Raw genomic sequence first — 17801 nt, 5'->3', positions numbered from 1 at the left:
GTACGCTGGTGCCTAATTTTAAGGAAATATAGCAAAATCCGTTCAACACTATTTAGCGAATTGGGCTTTTGGATCATTGTAGGACATTGTTGCGTGCAGTGTTCCTTCCTATTACAAGATGTAAAACGTATTTGTAGTTATTGGCTCTGGTATATCTTGTACACCTAATTGTTGTTTAATATTGATTTCGATAGTTCTGGATATACTGGTCATTGGAATATCCGTAGGTTTGTTTTCGAAAGGATCTTGAATATTCAATGCGATTTTTTCAACAAGAAAAAAAGGAATGGATATTAAAACCATAAAAGGAATTTCCATAAAATTTGGCATTTCCGTTAAAGAAAACGATAGGGTTATTAGAAAAATGTAGATAAAAAGATGCAAAGTTGATCTGTAGGTTTTTGGAAAGGCTGTATTTTTTATTCGCTCAGCCCTTCCCATTGAAGCACAGAGTCTTACCAAAGTATCATCTATTTGTATTTGCTGAAAATCATTGATCAAGTTTTCTTGGTGTAGTAGAGATAAATCTTGTGATTGATTGTTTAAAAGAGCGAGAGCAGGATTATTTGTACGATCTATTGAATTTTGTTCTTGTTCGGAAATAAAGGTATTGATGTTTTTAGGTCTTCCGGCATTTCTTAGATTTCTTGCCAATGCATAGCACCAAGCTATTTGTCTATAGGCCATTCTATTTGTCAGTTCTTCGTTTTGCTTTCTTGAAAACCCCCTTAACTGAATGACCAAAGTTCTGGAATCATTAACAATAGATCCCCATATTTTTCTAGCTTCCCACCATCTGTCATAAGATTGGCTCAGTTTAAATGATAGTAATAATGCAATGGCAGTCCCTAAAAATGCTCCGATTGAAACAGGTATATTTAGGTCAATTGAATACTTTGAAAGAACATATACAGCCGACGAAAATAGAGATACCATAACGATGTCCCATTTAATTATTTTGAACCAATATGCAATAGGAATTCTTTTTTCCAATATCATAGCTTAATTATTTTGCATTGCACCCCAAGAAAGGGCTACGCGCAATGCGGCCCTGGATATGTGTTGTTGTATCTAAGATACATAAAACAAGGGTGCGGGAGAGGCCGTTCCACGGAGCGGAGCGACCAATGAACACCCGGAAAATAACTAGTAACGGTGAATAAATTGGATGCCCGCTTTGCCGCGAGGCAGGCAACGCTCAGTAAGGGCGGGCACACACCAAACTGAAAATCCGCTAGGGTTTTCAGAAGCCTGTCCTGAGCTTAGCCAAAGGGTAGGCGAGAACGGCGCCGTTACTTATAGTCATTCTAGCATATGGTTTTAATTGCGCAGATAATTGATTGCATCCTGAACAATTGTCCTATTTGTTGCTGGCGTGTCGGGAGTAATTGGTTCACCAAATACGTTTTGGTTGCGATCTGCCATGTAAGCGGTAGTAAGTCCCAAAGTCCACCCATTGCTAAGTGTAAATCCTGAATTTGCAGTGGATAATCCACAGGTTTCACTTCCAAAACTCATGGTATTTTCCCGGCCAATAAAGGAAATAGCTATGGCTTCTCCAGAACTGATTACAGCTTTGTTTAACAGTACAGCTACTTTTGGATTTGGATTGAGCAGTTCATAATTCTCTGAAACCCTAACTAATGGACGGGAGTCAAGAATAGCAACACCATCTGAAAAAGACCACACATAACGGGAATTGTCCGGTCCGACGAAATGACCAACGGTCCCTTCACCGAGAATAGGGCCAATTCCTGCGAGCATCGGCCACATGTTGCCCCCTGTGTTATTTCTTAAATCAACGATCCAACCCGTTATATCTTGATTATCTTGTGTTCTAATGTCTTCTTGAATGTTTTCTGCAAAAGCGACCACGGCTTCCGGATCGACCCCCCCAAAAGAACGTACTCGTATATAGCCGATATCGTCGGGTGTGGCAACCGTTTCGAGCGGTGGTGGTGGACAATTTACATTCGATCCAGTAACGAACGTACCATTTTGCTTTCTTATGGAGCTATGGTTATCGCCTAGCAGAACCAAAGCGAGGCGTAAGGCATCATCTGTTTGATCAATACGTTGGGCAGTGGAGCCTTTTTCCAAAACTTGATTTCTGAAGTTGCTCCAATCAATTGTGTCTCTATTGATAGAATACATTCCCATAATATTCACCACTTCATTGAGAAAATTGACAACTTCCTCATTGGCTTGGGGATCGTCATCTTCATTGGAACTGCAGGAAACAAATACAATAAGGATGATAAGGAAAAAGGGCTTAATACAATTCATGGCATATAAATTGGGCAAATTCCAGCAATAAAAAAAATGAATGGTAATAAGCGGAAATTAAAAGCAATAAGTGGAGATATAATACCCCAGACCCTATTGGGGGTGGTTTTTTCATTTCGTTATTGCCTCCGACGAGCGTAGGGAGAGGAAGGCACTTTTCCTCAGGATGAGTCCGCTAAGAAATCAGCCTTATTTTATAGATTAAGCCTTGTTTTAGCTCTTTGCCACAATGAATGATAACCATTGCTGGCTATGGTTTTTAATCGCTCCAATCATTCCCCTTTGTATTTTCCCACATACCGTTTCCAGAGCTCGGTCTGGTGGGTTTCCAGGGAAATGGCCCTGCCATCAATAAAGGCATGGGTCAATCGGTTGCCCTGCATATCCAGGGCATCGCCTTCCGAAACAAACAGCGTGGCGGATTTACCTTCCTCCAAGGTACCGTAGGCATCAGCTATCCCCAATATTTTTGCCGTATTGCCCGTAACCAGTTTAAGGGCTTCTTCTTTGTCCATTCCATAGCCAACGACCTGCCCCGCATAAAAGGGAAGGTTCCTGGTCTGGAAATTGCTGGCTCCCGCATTTTGAAGCCCAACCAATACCCCGGCATCCACCAGCAATTTGGGTAGTTTATAAGGATGGTCATATGCGTCATCCTCCATTTCCGGTAGCGTATGGGTCTGCCGTACCAAAACGGGAACATTGTATTTCGTTAAAATGGAGATGGCTTTATGGGCCTGATAGCCCCCTACCAGTACCACATGGGGTATCCCCGCTTTTTTGGCGGCCGTAATGCCATCGATGATCTCTTTTTCTGCCTCTGCATAAAGGTACAGACGTTGGGAACCGTCAAAGATACCCTGCATTGCCGCAAAGGCAGGATTTACCTCCTTGGGATTGCCTTTGCCATAGGCTTTGGCGTTGGCCATAAAGGCAGTGATCTCATCAATTTTGGTGATATAATTGGTATTGGGTTGAAAACCTCGTGGTTCCCCCAACCACCAACGGCCCCTTCTAAAGGAACCGGGCCAATGTAAGTGAATACCATCATCCACTTTTATGGCAGCGTCTTCCCAGTTCCACGCATCAAACTGTACAATGGATGAAGTACCGGAAATGGTTCCGCCCTGAGGGGTGGTCTGTCCGATAAGCACTCCATTGGGCCGCATGCTTTCCACTACCTGGGATTCCGCATTATAGGCGATCAAACTTCGGACATGGGGAATGAGTTCCCCAATATCGTCCTGATCGTTACTGGCACGTACGGCATTGATCTCGATCAATCCCAGGGATTTTGCCGGAGCTATGAGGCCCGGGTATATATGCTTGCCACGTACATCAATAACGTTTCCCATTCGTGCGATTTTGGCATTCGCACTCCCTACAAAGGTGAGTTTTCCCTTGGAAAACATGATCAATGCGTTTTCAATGATTTCCCCATTGCCCAAATGTGCCGTGGCACCTTCAAGACTAATGTCCCCAAGCTGTGCCGGAGCTGGGGTTTGCTGGGCCATACTTAAACAACCCCATAATACCGTAAGTATAACTGCTATTCTTTTCATGGTTTGGATTTTAAAGGGTTTCACAAGTAAAATGCTGTTTTTTCCGTTGTACGGGCTTCTGGGTTTTGCCACCATTCTCTTTTTCCATGAGCATCATCCGCGTCAATTGGGCACGCTCTTTTTTCATGGCTTCCTGCTGTGCTTTGTCCTTCTCCAAATCAAAATACACGGCCCCTTCTATTAGGGTTTTTTCTGCTTTGGCATAAACGCTCATAGGGTAATCACTCCACAGTACCAGGTCGGCATCCTTACCTTCCTCAATACTGCCCACCCTATCAGCTATATGCAATAATTTGGCCGGATTCAGGGTCACCATCTTCCAGGCCTCTATTTCATCAACACCCCCATATTTCATGGTTTTGCCCGCTTCCTGGTTCAACCTGCGGCTCATTTCGCGGTCATCACTATTGATTGCTACGACCACCCCCTGGTCGGCCATTATGGCCGCATTGTATGGAATGGCATCCTTAACCTCATATTTATACGCCCACCAATCACTGAAGGTGGAGCCACCAGCGCCATGTTCGGCCATTTTATCGGCTACTTTATAGCCTTCCAATATATGGGTGAAGGTGTTCAACGTAAAACCAAATTTTTCAGCCACCTTCATCATCATATTGATTTCGCTTTGCACATAGGAGTGACAGGAAATAAAACGTTCACCATTTAAGATTTCGGCCAGGGCCTCCAATTCTTCATCCATACGGTAGGGCTGTCCACTTTTCTTCACGGCATCATACTCCCTTGCGCGCTGGAAGTAATTGATAAAGACCTGCTCAACACCCATCCGTGTTTGTGGAAATCGGGAATAACTGTTCCAATTGCTCTGTTTTACATTTTCCCCCAGGGCAAACTTGATGAACTTGGGCATATTGGGGAACGCTAAACCTTCGGCATCTTCACCCCATTTCAATTTTATAATGGCAGACTGTCCACCTATGGGGTTTGCCGATCCATGCAGCAATTGAAAAGTGGTTACCCCACCACCCAGATTGCGGTAAATATTGATATCCTTTGGGTCCAATACATCGGTCATGCGGACCTCTGCCGAAGAATTTTGCCCAGCTTCATTGATGCTAAGCCCTCCTATATGGGAATGTTCATCAACGATTCCAGCGGTCAGATGTTTTCCCGTTGCATCAATTTTGGTAGCACTTCCCCCCTTTAGATCCTTGCCCACTTTGGCAATCTTACCATTTTTGACCAATACATCCGTATTTTCCAGTTTTTGGGTACCTGTCCAAACGGTTGCATTTTGAAATAGCCAGTGCTGTGCCTCGGGTTTGGTTTGATATCCATACCCTATATTGGGATAGGTCAAGGTCATTAGTTGGGACATTTCACTATCCTTGGGTTTCTCTTTTTCCTTCTCCTGGAAATCCCCTGTTTTGTTGGCAACAAAGCCGGATTCCATCCCATTGGGAAGTATAACCTTTCCGGAGATTTGGTTGGAGTCCCCCGTAACCAGGGCTGTCATCACATAGTTTTCGCTGCCCTCATCTTTGGAGAAAGAAAGGTTCACCCAACCGTTTTTATAGGAAATTTTGGAAGGAAGCTTTAACGTATCCTGTCCGATTTCAAGGGAGGGACTGCCCATTTTTCCGGTTACCTTCATGTTATAGGAAATGCTACCTATGGCTAGGTCGTAGTCTCCCCGTATATCGGGGCTGTTCATATCTGCCAAAATGTGTGGTTGGCCTTGCACCCAATTTTCAAATAGGGTGGTATTCTTGTCAAAGATATCTCCGGAGGCAATTAAGAAATTGGCATAACTACCTTTCTGGAGTGTGCCAATTTCATTGGATTTGCCCAATAGTGCAGCCGGGACGGTAGTTAAGGCCTCCAAGGCCTTCCTTTTGCTCAGTCCGCGTTCCAAAGCTTTGGCAAGCATACTGTTAAAACTGGATATGGATTTCAAGCTGTGCGTGGTCAGTGCAAATACAATCCCATGGTCTTCCAGAATTTTGGGATTGGACGGAGCCAAATTCCAATGGCGCATATCCCCCAGGTTTACATAGGAGGCCGCATGGGGGTCGGAAACATCATACGCTTTGGGAAAGTTGATGGGAATGATCAAGCGACTGTTGGATTTTTTAAGGGCCGCAATACGTTCATATTCATCGCCTCCCCCTAAAATAGTGTATTCGATTCCGAATTGATCTCCAATTTTATCCGCTCTAATTACATTTCCATTGTTCCCCGCATCAAAAAACTGTGGCAGATCTTTGTTTTCGATCAATGCCTCCAACGAACGATCTTTTGTACGTACGTTACCCCCTTCATACCAGCGCATATCATGGTACAATTGTCGCATAAGGGCGGTAGCTCCCATAAGTGATGTGGGATAGGATTGCCTACTGGACACCCCTTTGGTAAATGAGAAGAATTGCCCGGATTCATCGTCAAGGACCCGGTCCCCTTCAGTTCCCTTGTCATTTAGGGCGATAAGCACACCACTGCCACGGGCAATACCATCTTGAATATGGGCATTGACTACACCAAACCCTACTTTTCGTAAATCCTTGGCCGATTTTTCATCGTACTTAAATTTTTCGACGGCATTGTTTTCCGGCATTATATGATCGTTCCAATAGAACCCTTCCCTGGAAGGACCATACTGGGCGGAACGACCGCTTCCGGGGGCCCGTTTTGGTTTTTCCACTCCAAAGCCGGAGAAAACATCAATGAACGAAGGGTAAATGGATTTGCCTCGGAGGTCTTCCACAACCGTGTTTTGTGGCAGGTTGACATTGGAACCTACTTGTACAACCTTACCATTTTGAATAAGCAAGGTGCCCTCCTCAATAATTTGTGTGGGGCTAACGTAAATTTTAGCATTGGTAAACGCACGATAGTTGTTGTCCCTGGCTTTTACCCCATCATTTTCGGGGAAATAGTCCTGGGCCAATACCGAAGCACCGCACCATAGAAGAGTGAGTGCCAAGAGTCGCATTTTCATAAGGGATTTTTTGGATTAGTCGGTCTTAAAGGTAAAGGAATGGAAACAAACCTACAAGGAAGTCAGAACCCGTACCGTTTGTCATAATTAACCAGTAAACCTACCACCTTATTGTAGCTTTGAATGCCGTCTTCCTGGTTGTTCGCCTTTAGATAGGCGTTGAACATGGCCTTGAAAACAGGTTCGGTGGGATTTTCATACCTTCTCCAAAAATCCCGGATTTCCGCATAGTTTTTTTTGACCCCTGGATTCAGGTTTTTCCAAACCGCATCAAGTTTTTCCCGATCCTTTTTCCTAAGGTCGGATAAACAATACCCCAAGGCATGTGAATAGGCCGCATATTTATAGTAGGGATCCGACACTTTGGAGCAGGTTAAAAAACCAATGAAATTCGTATCGGATTCAGACGAATAGCCCACTTGATGGCCTATTTCATGGGCACTTACCGTCGGATATCGCACAATGGGAATAATGCCATTTACCTGGGCCTCATTGGTGAAGGGATTAAGGTAACCGCCATAGCCCATATAGGTTAGGGCCAGACTGTAAATTGACTTTTTAATGCTGGGTCTTTTGTAGGTAAAACCGGGGTAATCAGTGGCAAGGCTATCAAACCCAGAGAGTACTTCATTGAATATTTCCGGTCTTGAATAAGGGATTTGTACCGCCTTGGTACTGTCCTTGGTCAATAAAAGTTGGTAGTGATTGCTCTGGTCTACCAACGACTGGGTAAAGGTTTCCAATTCCGCAACGGAGTATTCCCGACCAATTCCCAGTTTTTCCTCAAGGGGAAGTCGATAATAGTTCATCCCCCAAAAGAGGTGAAAAATAAAATAAGCTACCGCCAAAACACTTCCTAAATCCACAAGAAACCGTTTAGGGCGTTGCCAAATGGTCCTTCCATGAAGGTATAGGTAGCGGATGGCTGCAAAGGTGAGCAGGGTATAGAATAGATCACCTACCGAAAAAGGGGCCCAACCGAACAGGAATCTCAAAAACCTGGAAATGTAAGGGTAGATTCCCTCCGAATAATAGGTTTCCACCCACTCGGGATTGCTTCCCAGGACCTTCACCAACAGGACTTGTGGGACCAATGATAATGCTAGCCAATGCTTGGTTTTTAGGACCATTAGTATTTCATTATATCTTCAAAAAAACATCCCAAAAAAGATAGTCCTTTTTGGGATGTTTCCTGCAACTGGATACCTCAAACTTTTTATGGGTAGATATCGGTAATCTCTAAATCGAAAACTAGTGTGGACCCTCCCGGAATCGGGCCATAATCATTATCACCATAACCTAGGTGCGGTGGGATGAACAAACGCACTTTGTCCCCTACCTTCATGGTTTGCAAGCCTTCCCTGAATCCAGGTACCAATCGTGCCTCCGGGCTGTACAACATGGGAACGGGTTCGTATCCGCCCTGATCTCTTCTACCGGGATTGTATTGGTTGTGTTTGAGGGCAATTTCCCCAATATTGCTATCAAAAAGATTTCCATCCATAAAATAGCCCGCATAGTTTACCAAGACCTTTTGTCCGATTTTGGGTTTCTCGCCATCACCTTCGACCACGGAGTACACTTTAAGGCCGCTATCCAATTCCTTGGCTTCAGCCATTTGGCTTTCAAATTCCTTGGCAAGATCTTCCTTCATCTTCTTCATGGCCGCAATGGCCTCTTCCTCCTCTGCGAAGTAATCGGTCATTATTTGGATAGCATCAAACTTCCGGGCTTCCTTTCCGTTACGGATGATTTCCACTTTGTTCATCACTACGTCCACTTCAGGCTTGTCCTGGGGTATCGTTTTTACATTGGCAATGGTATCCACCACTTCCAGACCTTGGATCACTTCACCAAAAACCGTATGTTTTCCATCCAACCATGGGGTGGGCTTATGGGTAACAAAGAATTGGCTTCCATTGGTTTTTGGTCCGGAATTTGCCATGGAAAGAAGCCCTTTTTTGGAATGTTTAAGGGTGTCCACAAACTCATCCTTGAATTTATAACCGGGATTGCCCCTACCGGTACCTTCGGGATCTCCACCCTGTAACATAAAATCCTTGATCACCCGATGAAAAATAAGGCCGTCATAATAGTTCTTGTCCTTAAACTTTTCATCTACAAAAGGACTGTTTCCCTCCGCCAGGGAAACAAAATTGGCAACGGTAACCGGGGTGGCCTCGTGATATAGTTTTACGATAATATCACCTTTGGTGGTTTGGATATCGGCAAAGATACCATCACCCAAATCGGCATATTTTCCCGTTTTACAACCGGTTAGAATTAATGCTAGGGCACTTAACCCGAATAGTATTTTCTTCATTGATCACTATTTTATGTTGCTACTGTCCTTTTTGATTTCCAGCAGTGTTAAACTTAGTTTTATTGGGGTGTTGGGACCAATTCCATCATTGTCGCCTTTATAGCCAAAAGCTTGGCTAGAAGGAAATAAGAAAGTTGCCCTTTCCCCCTTGTGCAGCAATTTTACCGCATTTCGCAGTCCAGGGAACAGTTGTGATTTATCCACAGCATGTTCCACAAGACCAATATCATCCATGTGGTAAATGGTATCTCCCGCCAGGGACATTGCACTATAGGTAAGCAGGACAATATCATTGGTCTTTGGTAAATAACCAGCACTATCCTTTTTTTGTTCATAACGATACCAAAATCCGCTATTACTTGAAAAATAGGTATTGGAACTGTCTTTTTTGATAAGGTTTTGGATGGCTTCGGTCTCCATTTCCAAAACCTTCTTGCTGCGTGCCACGGATTCCTTAAAAAAACTTCCGGATTTTACCTGGACTGGTTTTCTTGGTACAGGCTCGCCACAGGCCAAAAGCAATACAACGGGGAGTAGAAAAAAGCCTATTCTTTTCATGCCAGCAATTGGTTTTTGTACTCCCTTAAAAGTGTTTCGAACCTTTGTACTGTTTCTTCCATGGAGCTGGTACTTCGTCCGCCGGCAGCATTGGTATGTCCACCTCCGTTAAAATGGGCCCTTGCAAATTCGTTTACGGAAAAATTGCCCACGGAACGGAACGAAATCTTGATGATCCCTTCTTCCTTGTTTTCAATAAAAATGGCGGCGAAGATGATATTTTCAAGGGTCAGGCCATAATTCACAAACCCTTCGGTATCCCCTTTTCCGTATTGGTGTCTGTCCAGTTCTTCCTGTGATAGCGTTATATAGGCCGTTCGATACGAATTTAGGATAATCAGGTTTTTGAGTGCCGTACCCAGTAAATGGAGCCTGGCAGGTGAATTGGTGTCAAAAACCTGTTGATGGATCCACATATTTTGTGCACCCTTGTCTATCAATTCGGCAACCACCCTGTGTGTCCTGCTGGTCGTGGAAGAGAACTTAAAGGAGCCGGTATCCGTCATGATTCCCGTGTACAAACAGGTGGCAATTTCCGGTGTTATCCTATCGCTTTCCCCAAATGCTTCAATGGTATTGTACACCATTTCACAGGTTGAACTCATGTATACATCGGAATAGGTTACCACTGCATAGTCATCAGGTTGTTGGTGGTGATCGATCATTATAAATTTTGCGTTGGACGCTTCCAAGAATTGCTCCATCTGCCCTGTTCGGGAAAGGTGATTGAAATCCAAGGTGAAAATCAAGTCCGTTTTGGCCAAATATTCCTGGGCTTGGGTATTATGCCTTTCAAAATTCAGGATGCCATCCGTACCGGGCATCCATTTCAGGAATTTGGGATAGTCATTTGGCACGATCACCTGAGCGGTTTTTTCCAACAATTTTAAAAAATGCAACAGTCCCAAAGTGGAACCAATAGCGTCGCCATCAGGATTTTTATGGGGTACAATGAGGATATTGTTGGATTGCGAGAGCAGTTCCCATACCTTGGCTACGTCTGCTGAATTCATGCGCGCAAATATACGATAATATAACATTGGCGTAATTTATAGTGGCTTAAATTTGAGGCTTAACCTGAAGCCCTTTTTATGAAAAAAATTTCATTGATCACATTGATTCCAATCCTATTAATAGGTTGTAAGTCCCAAGAAAAAAGCATTACGGACCAAGTGGCCACACCTAAGCTTGAAGACAGCGATTCCAAGGTGCTCATTGCATTTGGTTCGTGCAATAAGCATGATAAACAGAATGTATTTTGGGACGATATTCTGTTGGCAAACCCTGATGTCTTTATTTGGGGAGGGGACAACATTTATGCGGATACTGAGGATATGGCCCAAATGGAACGGATGTACCAACAACAAAAGGCCATTCCTGAATATGCTGCATTGGATGAAAAAGTCCATATTACCGGAACTTGGGACGACCATGACTATGGAGTGAACGATGGGGGTGTGGAATTCCCCAAAAAAAAGGAAAGCCAACAACTGTTTCTTGACTTCATGGAAGTAGGTAAGGATGACCCCAGGAGAAATCGGGATGGGGTTTATTCGGCTGAACTGATTTCCAAACCGGAAGGAGCAGTGAAAATCATAAATCTGGATACGCGCTTTTTCAGAACTCCGTTGACCGATAACAAGGGCGAAGGAGCGCGTTATTTACCGAATACGTATGGCGAAGGGACCATTTTAGGGGCTGAACAATGGAAATGGTTGGAAAAAGAACTTTCAAACTCCAGGGCCGATTTCAATTTTATTGTGACCAGTATCCAATTTTTATCCAATGAACATGGTTTTGAGAAATGGGCCAATCATCCTCATGAAGTAGATAAAATGTTGGATATCATTAAAAAATCAGGAGCAAAAGGAGTTATTTTCCTGTCGGGCGATCGGCATATATCCGAATTTTCCAAAATGGAATCCGAGCGCCTTTCTTACCCCATATTGGATTTTACCAGCAGTGGATTAACACATTCCTATGACTCCTACAAAGGGGAACCCAATCCGTATCGTGTGGGTGAAGCGGTAGCTACCACCAGCTTTGGATGGGTTGAGATCGACTTAAGGGCTAAAGTGGCCCACTTTAAAATTATGGGGGAAAATGGAGAGGTATATCGGGAATTAAAACAACCTTACTAAGGTTTGTCCCTTATCCGAAAAGGGTTATTTTTGCCAAAAATTTTTAAGAATGATAGGAAACAGGACGTTTACCATGATTAAACCCGATGCCGTGGAGAAGGGTTATATAGGTGCCATTTTGGAGAAAATCAGTGGTGCTGGGTTTAAGATCGTCGCCATGAAATACACACAATTGAGTAGGAGGGATGCAGAGACCTTTTATTCGATACATAAGGAACGACCGTTCTTTGGGGAATTGGTGGATTTTATGACGAGGGGACCTATTGTTGCCGCTATTTTGGAAAAGGATAATGCTGTTGAAGACTTTCGGGCATTGATCGGTGCCACCAACCCAGAACAAGCTGCCGAGGGAACCATTCGTAAATTATATGCTTCCAATGTTGCCGAAAATGCCGTGCATGGTTCCGATAGTGATGAAAACGCTTCCATAGAAGGGGCTTTCCATTTTTCCGGTAGGGAAATTTTTTAATGGGCAACGTGAACGAAAAAGACAGGCCATCCAGATAAGGATGGCTTTTTTTATCTTAAAATGAGCTTTTTTATCAATTCCTTCCCCAGTTCTTCATTCAGCATATCAATGATTTTACCTTTACCGTAGGAGAGTTCTTCCCGAAGCACCGAGGAGGTCAGTGAGACATAAAGTGTATCGCCTTTCAACTCCACGCTTTGGGTATAGTTGTTGACCCCATTACCCATTAAACGGTTCCAGGCTTCTCGGGCATCTACCTTGTCCATGCCTTTTTGCAACTTGTTTTCCTTGATGAACTCGCGCAGTGCTTCGCCCAGTTTTAGATGTTCATTTTGGCGTTTTGGCATCAGGACCGAGGTTTAAAGGTTTGTATTTTGTATACCGATAGATTTTTTTGTCCTGATTTTGGACCGAAAAGGAATTTTCCGAAAGGGAAATCAACTTTTCTTCCCATTGTTCCATTCCATTACTATAGGTTAAGTAGAAAGCATCGTCCCTTTCCGAAATTTCAAAGCGTTCGGCATCGTCCGAAGTTTGATAGGTACCATCCAGTTTTGGCTGTACCTTTTTCCGGTATCCGGACATATTTTCAAAAGCGATAAAATCAATGGTCGTACTTATGGTATAGGTCTTTTTTTGTCCGTTGGGAAATTCCACTTCGGTTATTTCCCAATAGCCGTTCAGTTCCCGAAGGTTTTCTTTTTCAATGTTTTTTTTACAACCGATCAAGAATAAGACTGCCAAGCAAAAGAATCCTGTACGCATTTTACAAAGTAAATATTTTATAATCTTGATGGATACTTTTTACCACTTTTTCCGTCCGGTCCACATGGGTATCGCTAATGAACAACTGCCCAAAATGTTCTTTTTCCACCAAAGAGACGATATGGGATACCCTTCTTTCATCGAGCTTATCAAAAATATCATCCATTAAGAGGATTGGGGTAGTCTTGGACTGTGCTTTTATGAAGTGGAATTGGGCCAATTTTAGTGCAATGAGAAAAGACTTTTGCTGGCCTTGACTTCCGAACTTTTTAATAGGGTGGCCGGCTATTGAAAAATCCAGATCGTCCTTATGGATACCAACGCTGGTATACTGAAGAATACGGTCCTTTTCCAAGGCTGTTTCCAATAGTTCCATTAAGGTGTTTTCTGATAGTTTGGAGTCATATTTTAAGTTAATGTACTCCTCTTTTTCGGAAATGTTTTGGTACTGTTCTTTGAAGATAGGGATAAAATCCTCCAAAAACTGCTGGCGTTTGCGATGGATAATGCTGCCCTTTTCATGCAGTTGTTGATTGTAAATGGAGAGGGTGTCCCCACTGAACGTAGTATTGGCCACAAAATATTTTAACAATGAATTCCTTTGGGCAAGGACTTTGTTATATTCAATCAAGGTCTGTAAATAGTCCTTGTCCGATTGTGAGATAACCCCATCAATAAACTTTCTTCTGGTATCGCTTCCTTCAATTATTAAATCCCGATCCGCAGGTGAGATGATCACCAAGGGTAAAAAACCAATGTGATTGGAAAATCGCCCATAGGCCTTTCCATTGCGCTTAATGACTTTTTTTAGACCTTTTTTAAAACTACAGACTATTTTTTCGTTTTTGTCCTCTTTTTCAAACTCCCCCTCAATGACAAAGAAGTCCGTTCCATGCTTAATATTCTGTGTGGAAACAGGATTGAAGTAACTCTTCCCAAAAGAGAGGTGGTAAATGGCATCCAGGATATTGGTTTTGCCCACCCCGTTTTCCCCTACCAAACAATTGATGACAGGGTTAAACTCCAGGGTTTTTGACTCAAAACTCTTGTAATTGACTAATGATAAACGTTTTAAGTGCATCTGTTTTGATCTGCTTGTAACGAATACTGTATTGGTGGACATTCCAGGGCCACCAAAAATAACGAATAATTTACCTTTCGTTTTTGAATGAAATCGATTACTTTTGCGCGATTAAAAATTAAAGCATGGCCACTTATAAGAAGCGTGGATATAAACCTAAGAACAAGGCTGAAGAGGCTAAGGCAGAAGTTGATAGCAGTACCACCGCAGAGGTATTCACCACCTTGGATCAAGGTGCTTCCAAGACCGAGGCCTGGTTCTCCAAGAACCAAAATTTCATTCTGGGCGCGATAATTGCCGTGGCTGTTGGAGTTTTAGGGTATTTGGCGTACAACCAATTTGTGGTGGAACCCAGGGATACCAATGCTGCGAACGAGTTTTCCTATCCAATGCAAAATTTCAATCAGGCTTTGACCAATGACGAACAAAAAGACTCTTTGTTGGTACTTGCATTAAATGGTTCGGAGGGTAAGTTTGGATTTTTGGATATCATTGATGAGTACAGTGGGACCCCAACTTCCAATTTGGCAAAGTATTCTGCAGGAATGGCCTACTTGAATCTGCAACAATATCAGGAAGCCATTTCATTTCTGGAGGATTTTTCATCGGATGACGAAGTTTACAAATCCTTGGCCCTGGGTGGCATAGGGGATGCATTTTCACAATTGAAGCAACCGGAAGATGCATTGGATTATTACGAAAAGGCTATTGGCGCGGCCGGGGAAAATGAATTCACGGCCCCCAAATTTTTGTACAAAGCGGGGGTTGCCGCTTTGGACTTAGGCTATAATGACAAAGCCCTGGAATATTTTAATCGAATTAAAGAGGAATTTACGGGCGCTGCCGAAGCCAATAATATTGATGCTGTAATCGGGTTTGCCGAAAATTAAGGGCATGGCCACCGAAACAAAAAATCTTTCCCATTACGATAAATCAAACATTCCGAATGCTTCCGGGCTAAGAATTGGGCTGGTGGTTTCCGAGTGGAACCATGGCATTACGGAAAATCTTTTTAAGGGGGCCCAGGATGCCCTTCTGGATTGTGGAGTGGAACCTAAAAACCTTATTCGTTGGAACGTTCCCGGTAGTTTTGAGCTTGCTTTTGGATGTAAAAAAATGGTGGCCACCAAAAACGTGGATGCCGTTATCGCCATTGGTAGTGTAATTAGGGGGGAAACCAGTCATTTTGATTACGTATGTACCGCTACCGCAAATGGGATTATGGATTTGAACGTTCAAACCGAAGTTCCCGTTATTTTCTGTGTACTTACGGACGATACACTACAACAGGCAAAAGATCGAAGTGGGGGAAAACATGGCAATAAGGGGATAGAAGCGGCTATCGCAGCCATTAAAATGGCAAATTTGGGGTGACTTTTATGCCATTTTGGTGGTTTGTAAAACGGTAAAGGCCAATCCGTTGGTAATGGTAACCATCAATCACCGGACCTCCTTTCCTGTTAACATTTTTTGTGAACCGCCCTTTAAGGCTTGCAGTCTTTTTAAGTACCTTTGATTTTAAGGAAAAAGGGGATTATGCGTAATTTTTTAAGGCTTAGGAAAAATCGTGAGTTTGATTATAAGCCCCGTTATTACAAAGGCGAGGGAAGTCCCTATAAAATTGAACATAAACTTGACAAATTCAGAACAACGGCACATCACCAAAGAGGTTTAAAAAACAAGTTCTCAAACGCTTTTAATGATTTGAGAAATGAAGGTGACAGGCATATGAGAATGCGTTTTATCATTATTCTTGCTGTTTTAATTTTGGTATTTCTTTATATCATAGATTTTGATTTGTCCATATTCTTTGGCTCTTAATGGCAGACATCATTAAACTATTGCCCGACCATGTGGCCAACCAAATCGCAGCGGGGGAAGTGGTGCAACGTCCGTCCTCCGTGGTAAAGGAGTTATTGGAAAATTCCATTGATGCCGGGGCCAAAGAGATCAAACTTATCGTTAAGGATGGGGGCAAGACCCTCATTCAAGTAGTGGATAATGGTGTGGGCATGAGCCCTACGGATGCCCGTTTGTCTTTTGAGAGACATGCGACCTCAAAGATTTCTTCAGCTGATGACCTGTTCAATTTGCACACCAAAGGCTTTAGGGGGGAGGCGTTGGCCTCCATTGCGGCAATAGCCCATGTGGATTTGCATACAAGGACGGAAAATGAAGATGTGGGCACACTTCTCAAGATAGAAGGAAGCACGGTAGTTTCGCAGGAGGTAACGGCTACCGCCAAAGGAACGTCCATAGCGGTAAAGAACCTATTCTTCAATATACCTGCCAGGCGTAATTTCCTTAAATCCGATCAAGTGGAACTGCGCCATATCATTGATGAATTTCAAAGAATTGCCTTAGTACATCCAGATGTGGCATTTCAATTGTTCAACAATGGTTCGGAATACTTTAATTTACCTACTGAGAATTTTAGGCAACGTATTGTACACATATTTGGGAACAAGACCAAGGAACGATTGGTCCCAGTGACGGAGGAGACGGAAGTGGTCAAAATTTCAGGCTTTATCTGTAAGCCCCAATTTGCCAAAAAGAGCAGGGGGGAGCAATTCTTTTTTGCCAATGATAGATTCATTAAAAGTCCCTACCTCCATCATGCTGTGGTTTCGGCTTTTGAGGGCTTGCTAAAGAACGACACCTACCCGGGTTATTTCCTAAAAATGGAGGTCAACCCCAGATCGATCGATATCAATATCCATCCCACAAAAACAGAAGTGAAGTTCGATGATGAGCATACACTTTACGCTACCTTACGCGCTGCGGTAAAACATAGCCTGGGACAGTTTCATGTAGCCCCGGTATTGGATTTTGAACGCGATGCCAACTTGGATACCCCTTATAGTTTCAAGAATAGGGATGCCCATATGCCTACCGTTACCGTTGATGCCAATTTCAATCCCTTTTCAAATGAAAAAAGCTCCGGGAGTTCCAGGGCACCTGTGGGCAAAACTAATGTGCAAGGTTGGCAGGAACTTTATGATGTTGAGGGTAACGAAGATAGTTTTAGTCAGTTGCAGATGGAATCGGATGCCACAAATCCGGAAATCTTCGAATCGACCGATGAGCAGGTGGAAAGTAAACAAATCAGCTTTCAACTTCAACGAAAGTACATCGTAAGTACCGTGAAATCCGGATTGTTGGTCATCGACCAAAACAGGGCACATCAACGTATTCTTTACGAAAGGTTCCTAACGGACATTACGGTTGAAAAGGGCGTTACCCAGCAGTTGTTGTTTCCAGTGGAACTTGATTTTGGAAGAAAGGAAATGGGAATTTTAAAGGAATTGGTTCCAAACCTGACACGTTTGGGGTTCGATATCGCGTTTTCTGACAATGCCAAGGTCGTTATAAACGGAATCCCTGTCAGTATGCCAGAACATTCCATTACAACGGTACTGGACGCTATTTTGGCATCACATTTGGAAGGACAAGGAAAGGAACATTTTACCCACGCCGAATGGTTGGCCCGGACAATGGGTAAAAAGTTGGCCATTACCAATGGACAAGTACTCTCTGTGGAAAGTCAATCGGCTTTGGTCAACGATTTATTCGCTTGTAAGGAGCCGAAGTTAAGTCCCGATCAAAAGACCATATATGTCATTGTTGGGGTAAATGAAATTGAAAATAAGTTTTAGT

Annotated in this window: 17 protein-coding genes; 6 read left to right on the top strand and 11 right to left on the bottom strand. The window is 43.3% G+C overall.

All coding sequences use genetic code 11. The features are described 5' to 3' along the window. Window positions 1-111 precede the first annotated feature (111 nt). From L0P88_RS01855 to L0P88_RS01820, 8 genes are all read right to left on the bottom strand, one after another. The gene (locus L0P88_RS01855) at window positions 112-999 is read right to left on the bottom strand and encodes a bestrophin family protein (RefSeq protein ID WP_247132946.1); all 888 of its coding nucleotides are present in this window, start codon (window positions 997-999) and stop codon (window positions 112-114) included. Between the two features lie 321 nt (window positions 1000-1320). Beyond that, window positions 1321-2286, bottom strand: coding sequence for a S41 family peptidase (locus tag L0P88_RS01850; protein ID WP_247132945.1), 966 nt, complete (start codon window positions 2284-2286; stop codon window positions 1321-1323). 272 nt (window positions 2287-2558) lie between these two features. Continuing rightward, window positions 2559-3848 carry an amidohydrolase family protein gene (locus tag L0P88_RS01845; RefSeq protein ID WP_247132944.1) on the bottom strand — a complete coding sequence of 430 codons (1290 nt, stop codon included), beginning with the start codon at window positions 3846-3848 and terminating at the stop codon, window positions 2559-2561. 10 nt (window positions 3849-3858) lie between these two features. Continuing rightward, complete coding sequence (locus tag L0P88_RS01840; protein ID WP_247132943.1) at window positions 3859-6807, bottom strand: amidohydrolase family protein; 2949 nt, start codon at window positions 6805-6807, stop codon at window positions 3859-3861. A gap of 62 nt (window positions 6808-6869) precedes the next feature. Next, window positions 6870-7937 carry a DUF3810 domain-containing protein gene (locus L0P88_RS01835; protein WP_247132942.1) on the bottom strand — a complete coding sequence of 356 codons (1068 nt, stop codon included), beginning with the start codon at window positions 7935-7937 and terminating at the stop codon, window positions 6870-6872. A gap of 86 nt (window positions 7938-8023) precedes the next feature. Continuing rightward, window positions 8024-9130 carry a peptidylprolyl isomerase gene (locus tag L0P88_RS01830; RefSeq protein ID WP_247132941.1) on the bottom strand — a complete coding sequence of 369 codons (1107 nt, stop codon included), beginning with the start codon at window positions 9128-9130 and terminating at the stop codon, window positions 8024-8026. 6 nt (window positions 9131-9136) lie between these two features. After that, window positions 9137-9688 carry a gliding motility-associated peptidyl-prolyl isomerase GldI gene (gene gldI, locus L0P88_RS01825; protein WP_247132940.1) on the bottom strand — a complete coding sequence of 184 codons (552 nt, stop codon included), beginning with the start codon at window positions 9686-9688 and terminating at the stop codon, window positions 9137-9139. Beyond that, window positions 9685-10701, bottom strand: a complete 1017-nt coding sequence (locus tag L0P88_RS01820) for a DHH family phosphoesterase (RefSeq protein ID WP_247132939.1) — start codon at window positions 10699-10701, stop codon at window positions 9685-9687. The genes gldI and L0P88_RS01820 overlap by 4 nt, the downstream gene beginning before the upstream one ends. 78 nt (window positions 10702-10779) lie before the next feature. On the opposite strand from L0P88_RS01820, the gene L0P88_RS01815 reads away from it, so the two are divergent. Both L0P88_RS01815 and L0P88_RS01810 read left to right on the top strand, forming a co-directional pair. Further along, on the top strand, window positions 10780-11829 hold the full coding sequence (locus L0P88_RS01815; protein ID WP_247132938.1) for an alkaline phosphatase D family protein: 1050 nt from the start codon (window positions 10780-10782) through the stop codon (window positions 11827-11829). Window positions 11830-11878: 49 nt separating this feature from the next. Beyond that, window positions 11879-12298: a nucleoside-diphosphate kinase gene (locus L0P88_RS01810; protein WP_158779302.1), complete on the top strand. Its 420-nt coding sequence runs from the start codon at window positions 11879-11881 to the stop codon at window positions 12296-12298. Between the two features lie 50 nt (window positions 12299-12348). On the opposite strand, the gene L0P88_RS01805 is transcribed toward L0P88_RS01810, so the two are convergent. The 3 genes from L0P88_RS01805 to recF are packed head-to-tail and all read right to left on the bottom strand — an operon-like array spanning window position 12349 to window position 14144. Beyond that, window positions 12349-12645 carry a DUF721 domain-containing protein gene (locus tag L0P88_RS01805; protein WP_247132937.1) on the bottom strand — a complete coding sequence of 99 codons (297 nt, stop codon included), beginning with the start codon at window positions 12643-12645 and terminating at the stop codon, window positions 12349-12351. Then, window positions 12626-13063, bottom strand: a complete 438-nt coding sequence (locus L0P88_RS01800; RefSeq protein WP_247132936.1) for a lipocalin family protein — start codon at window positions 13061-13063, stop codon at window positions 12626-12628. Before L0P88_RS01800 ends, L0P88_RS01805 begins: the two co-directional genes overlap by 20 nt. Before the next feature lies 1 nt (window position 13064). Continuing rightward, window positions 13065-14144 carry a DNA replication/repair protein RecF gene (gene recF, locus L0P88_RS01795; protein ID WP_247132935.1) on the bottom strand — a complete coding sequence of 360 codons (1080 nt, stop codon included), beginning with the start codon at window positions 14142-14144 and terminating at the stop codon, window positions 13065-13067. A gap of 125 nt (window positions 14145-14269) precedes the next feature. On the opposite strand from recF, the gene L0P88_RS01790 reads away from it, so the two are divergent. The 4 genes from L0P88_RS01790 (at window position 14270) to mutL (ending at window position 17800) form a co-directional block, all read left to right on the top strand. Next, window positions 14270-15034 (top strand): tetratricopeptide repeat protein, encoded by a 765-nt coding sequence (locus L0P88_RS01790; RefSeq protein WP_247132934.1) that lies wholly within the window; start codon window positions 14270-14272, stop codon window positions 15032-15034. Between the two features lie 4 nt (window positions 15035-15038). After that, entirely contained in the window at window positions 15039-15518 is a 480-nt protein-coding gene (ribH, locus tag L0P88_RS01785) for a 6,7-dimethyl-8-ribityllumazine synthase (protein ID WP_247132933.1), read from the top strand. 162 nt (window positions 15519-15680) lie between these two features. Further along, a complete protein-coding gene (locus L0P88_RS01780; RefSeq protein WP_247132932.1) occupies window positions 15681-15965 on the top strand; it encodes a riboflavin synthase subunit beta in 285 nt (94 codons plus the stop codon). Further along, the gene (mutL, locus tag L0P88_RS01775; RefSeq protein ID WP_247132931.1) at window positions 15965-17800 is read left to right on the top strand and encodes a DNA mismatch repair endonuclease MutL; all 1836 of its coding nucleotides are present in this window, start codon (window positions 15965-15967) and stop codon (window positions 17798-17800) included. Before L0P88_RS01780 ends, mutL begins: the two co-directional genes overlap by 1 nt. Window position 17801 lies beyond the last annotated feature (1 nt).

The sequence above is a fragment of the Muricauda sp. SCSIO 64092 genome, from assembly GCF_023016285.1.
Taxonomy (GTDB): Bacteria; Bacteroidota; Bacteroidia; order Flavobacteriales; family Flavobacteriaceae; genus Croceivirga.
This window is presented reverse-complemented; position numbering and strand designations above follow the sequence as displayed.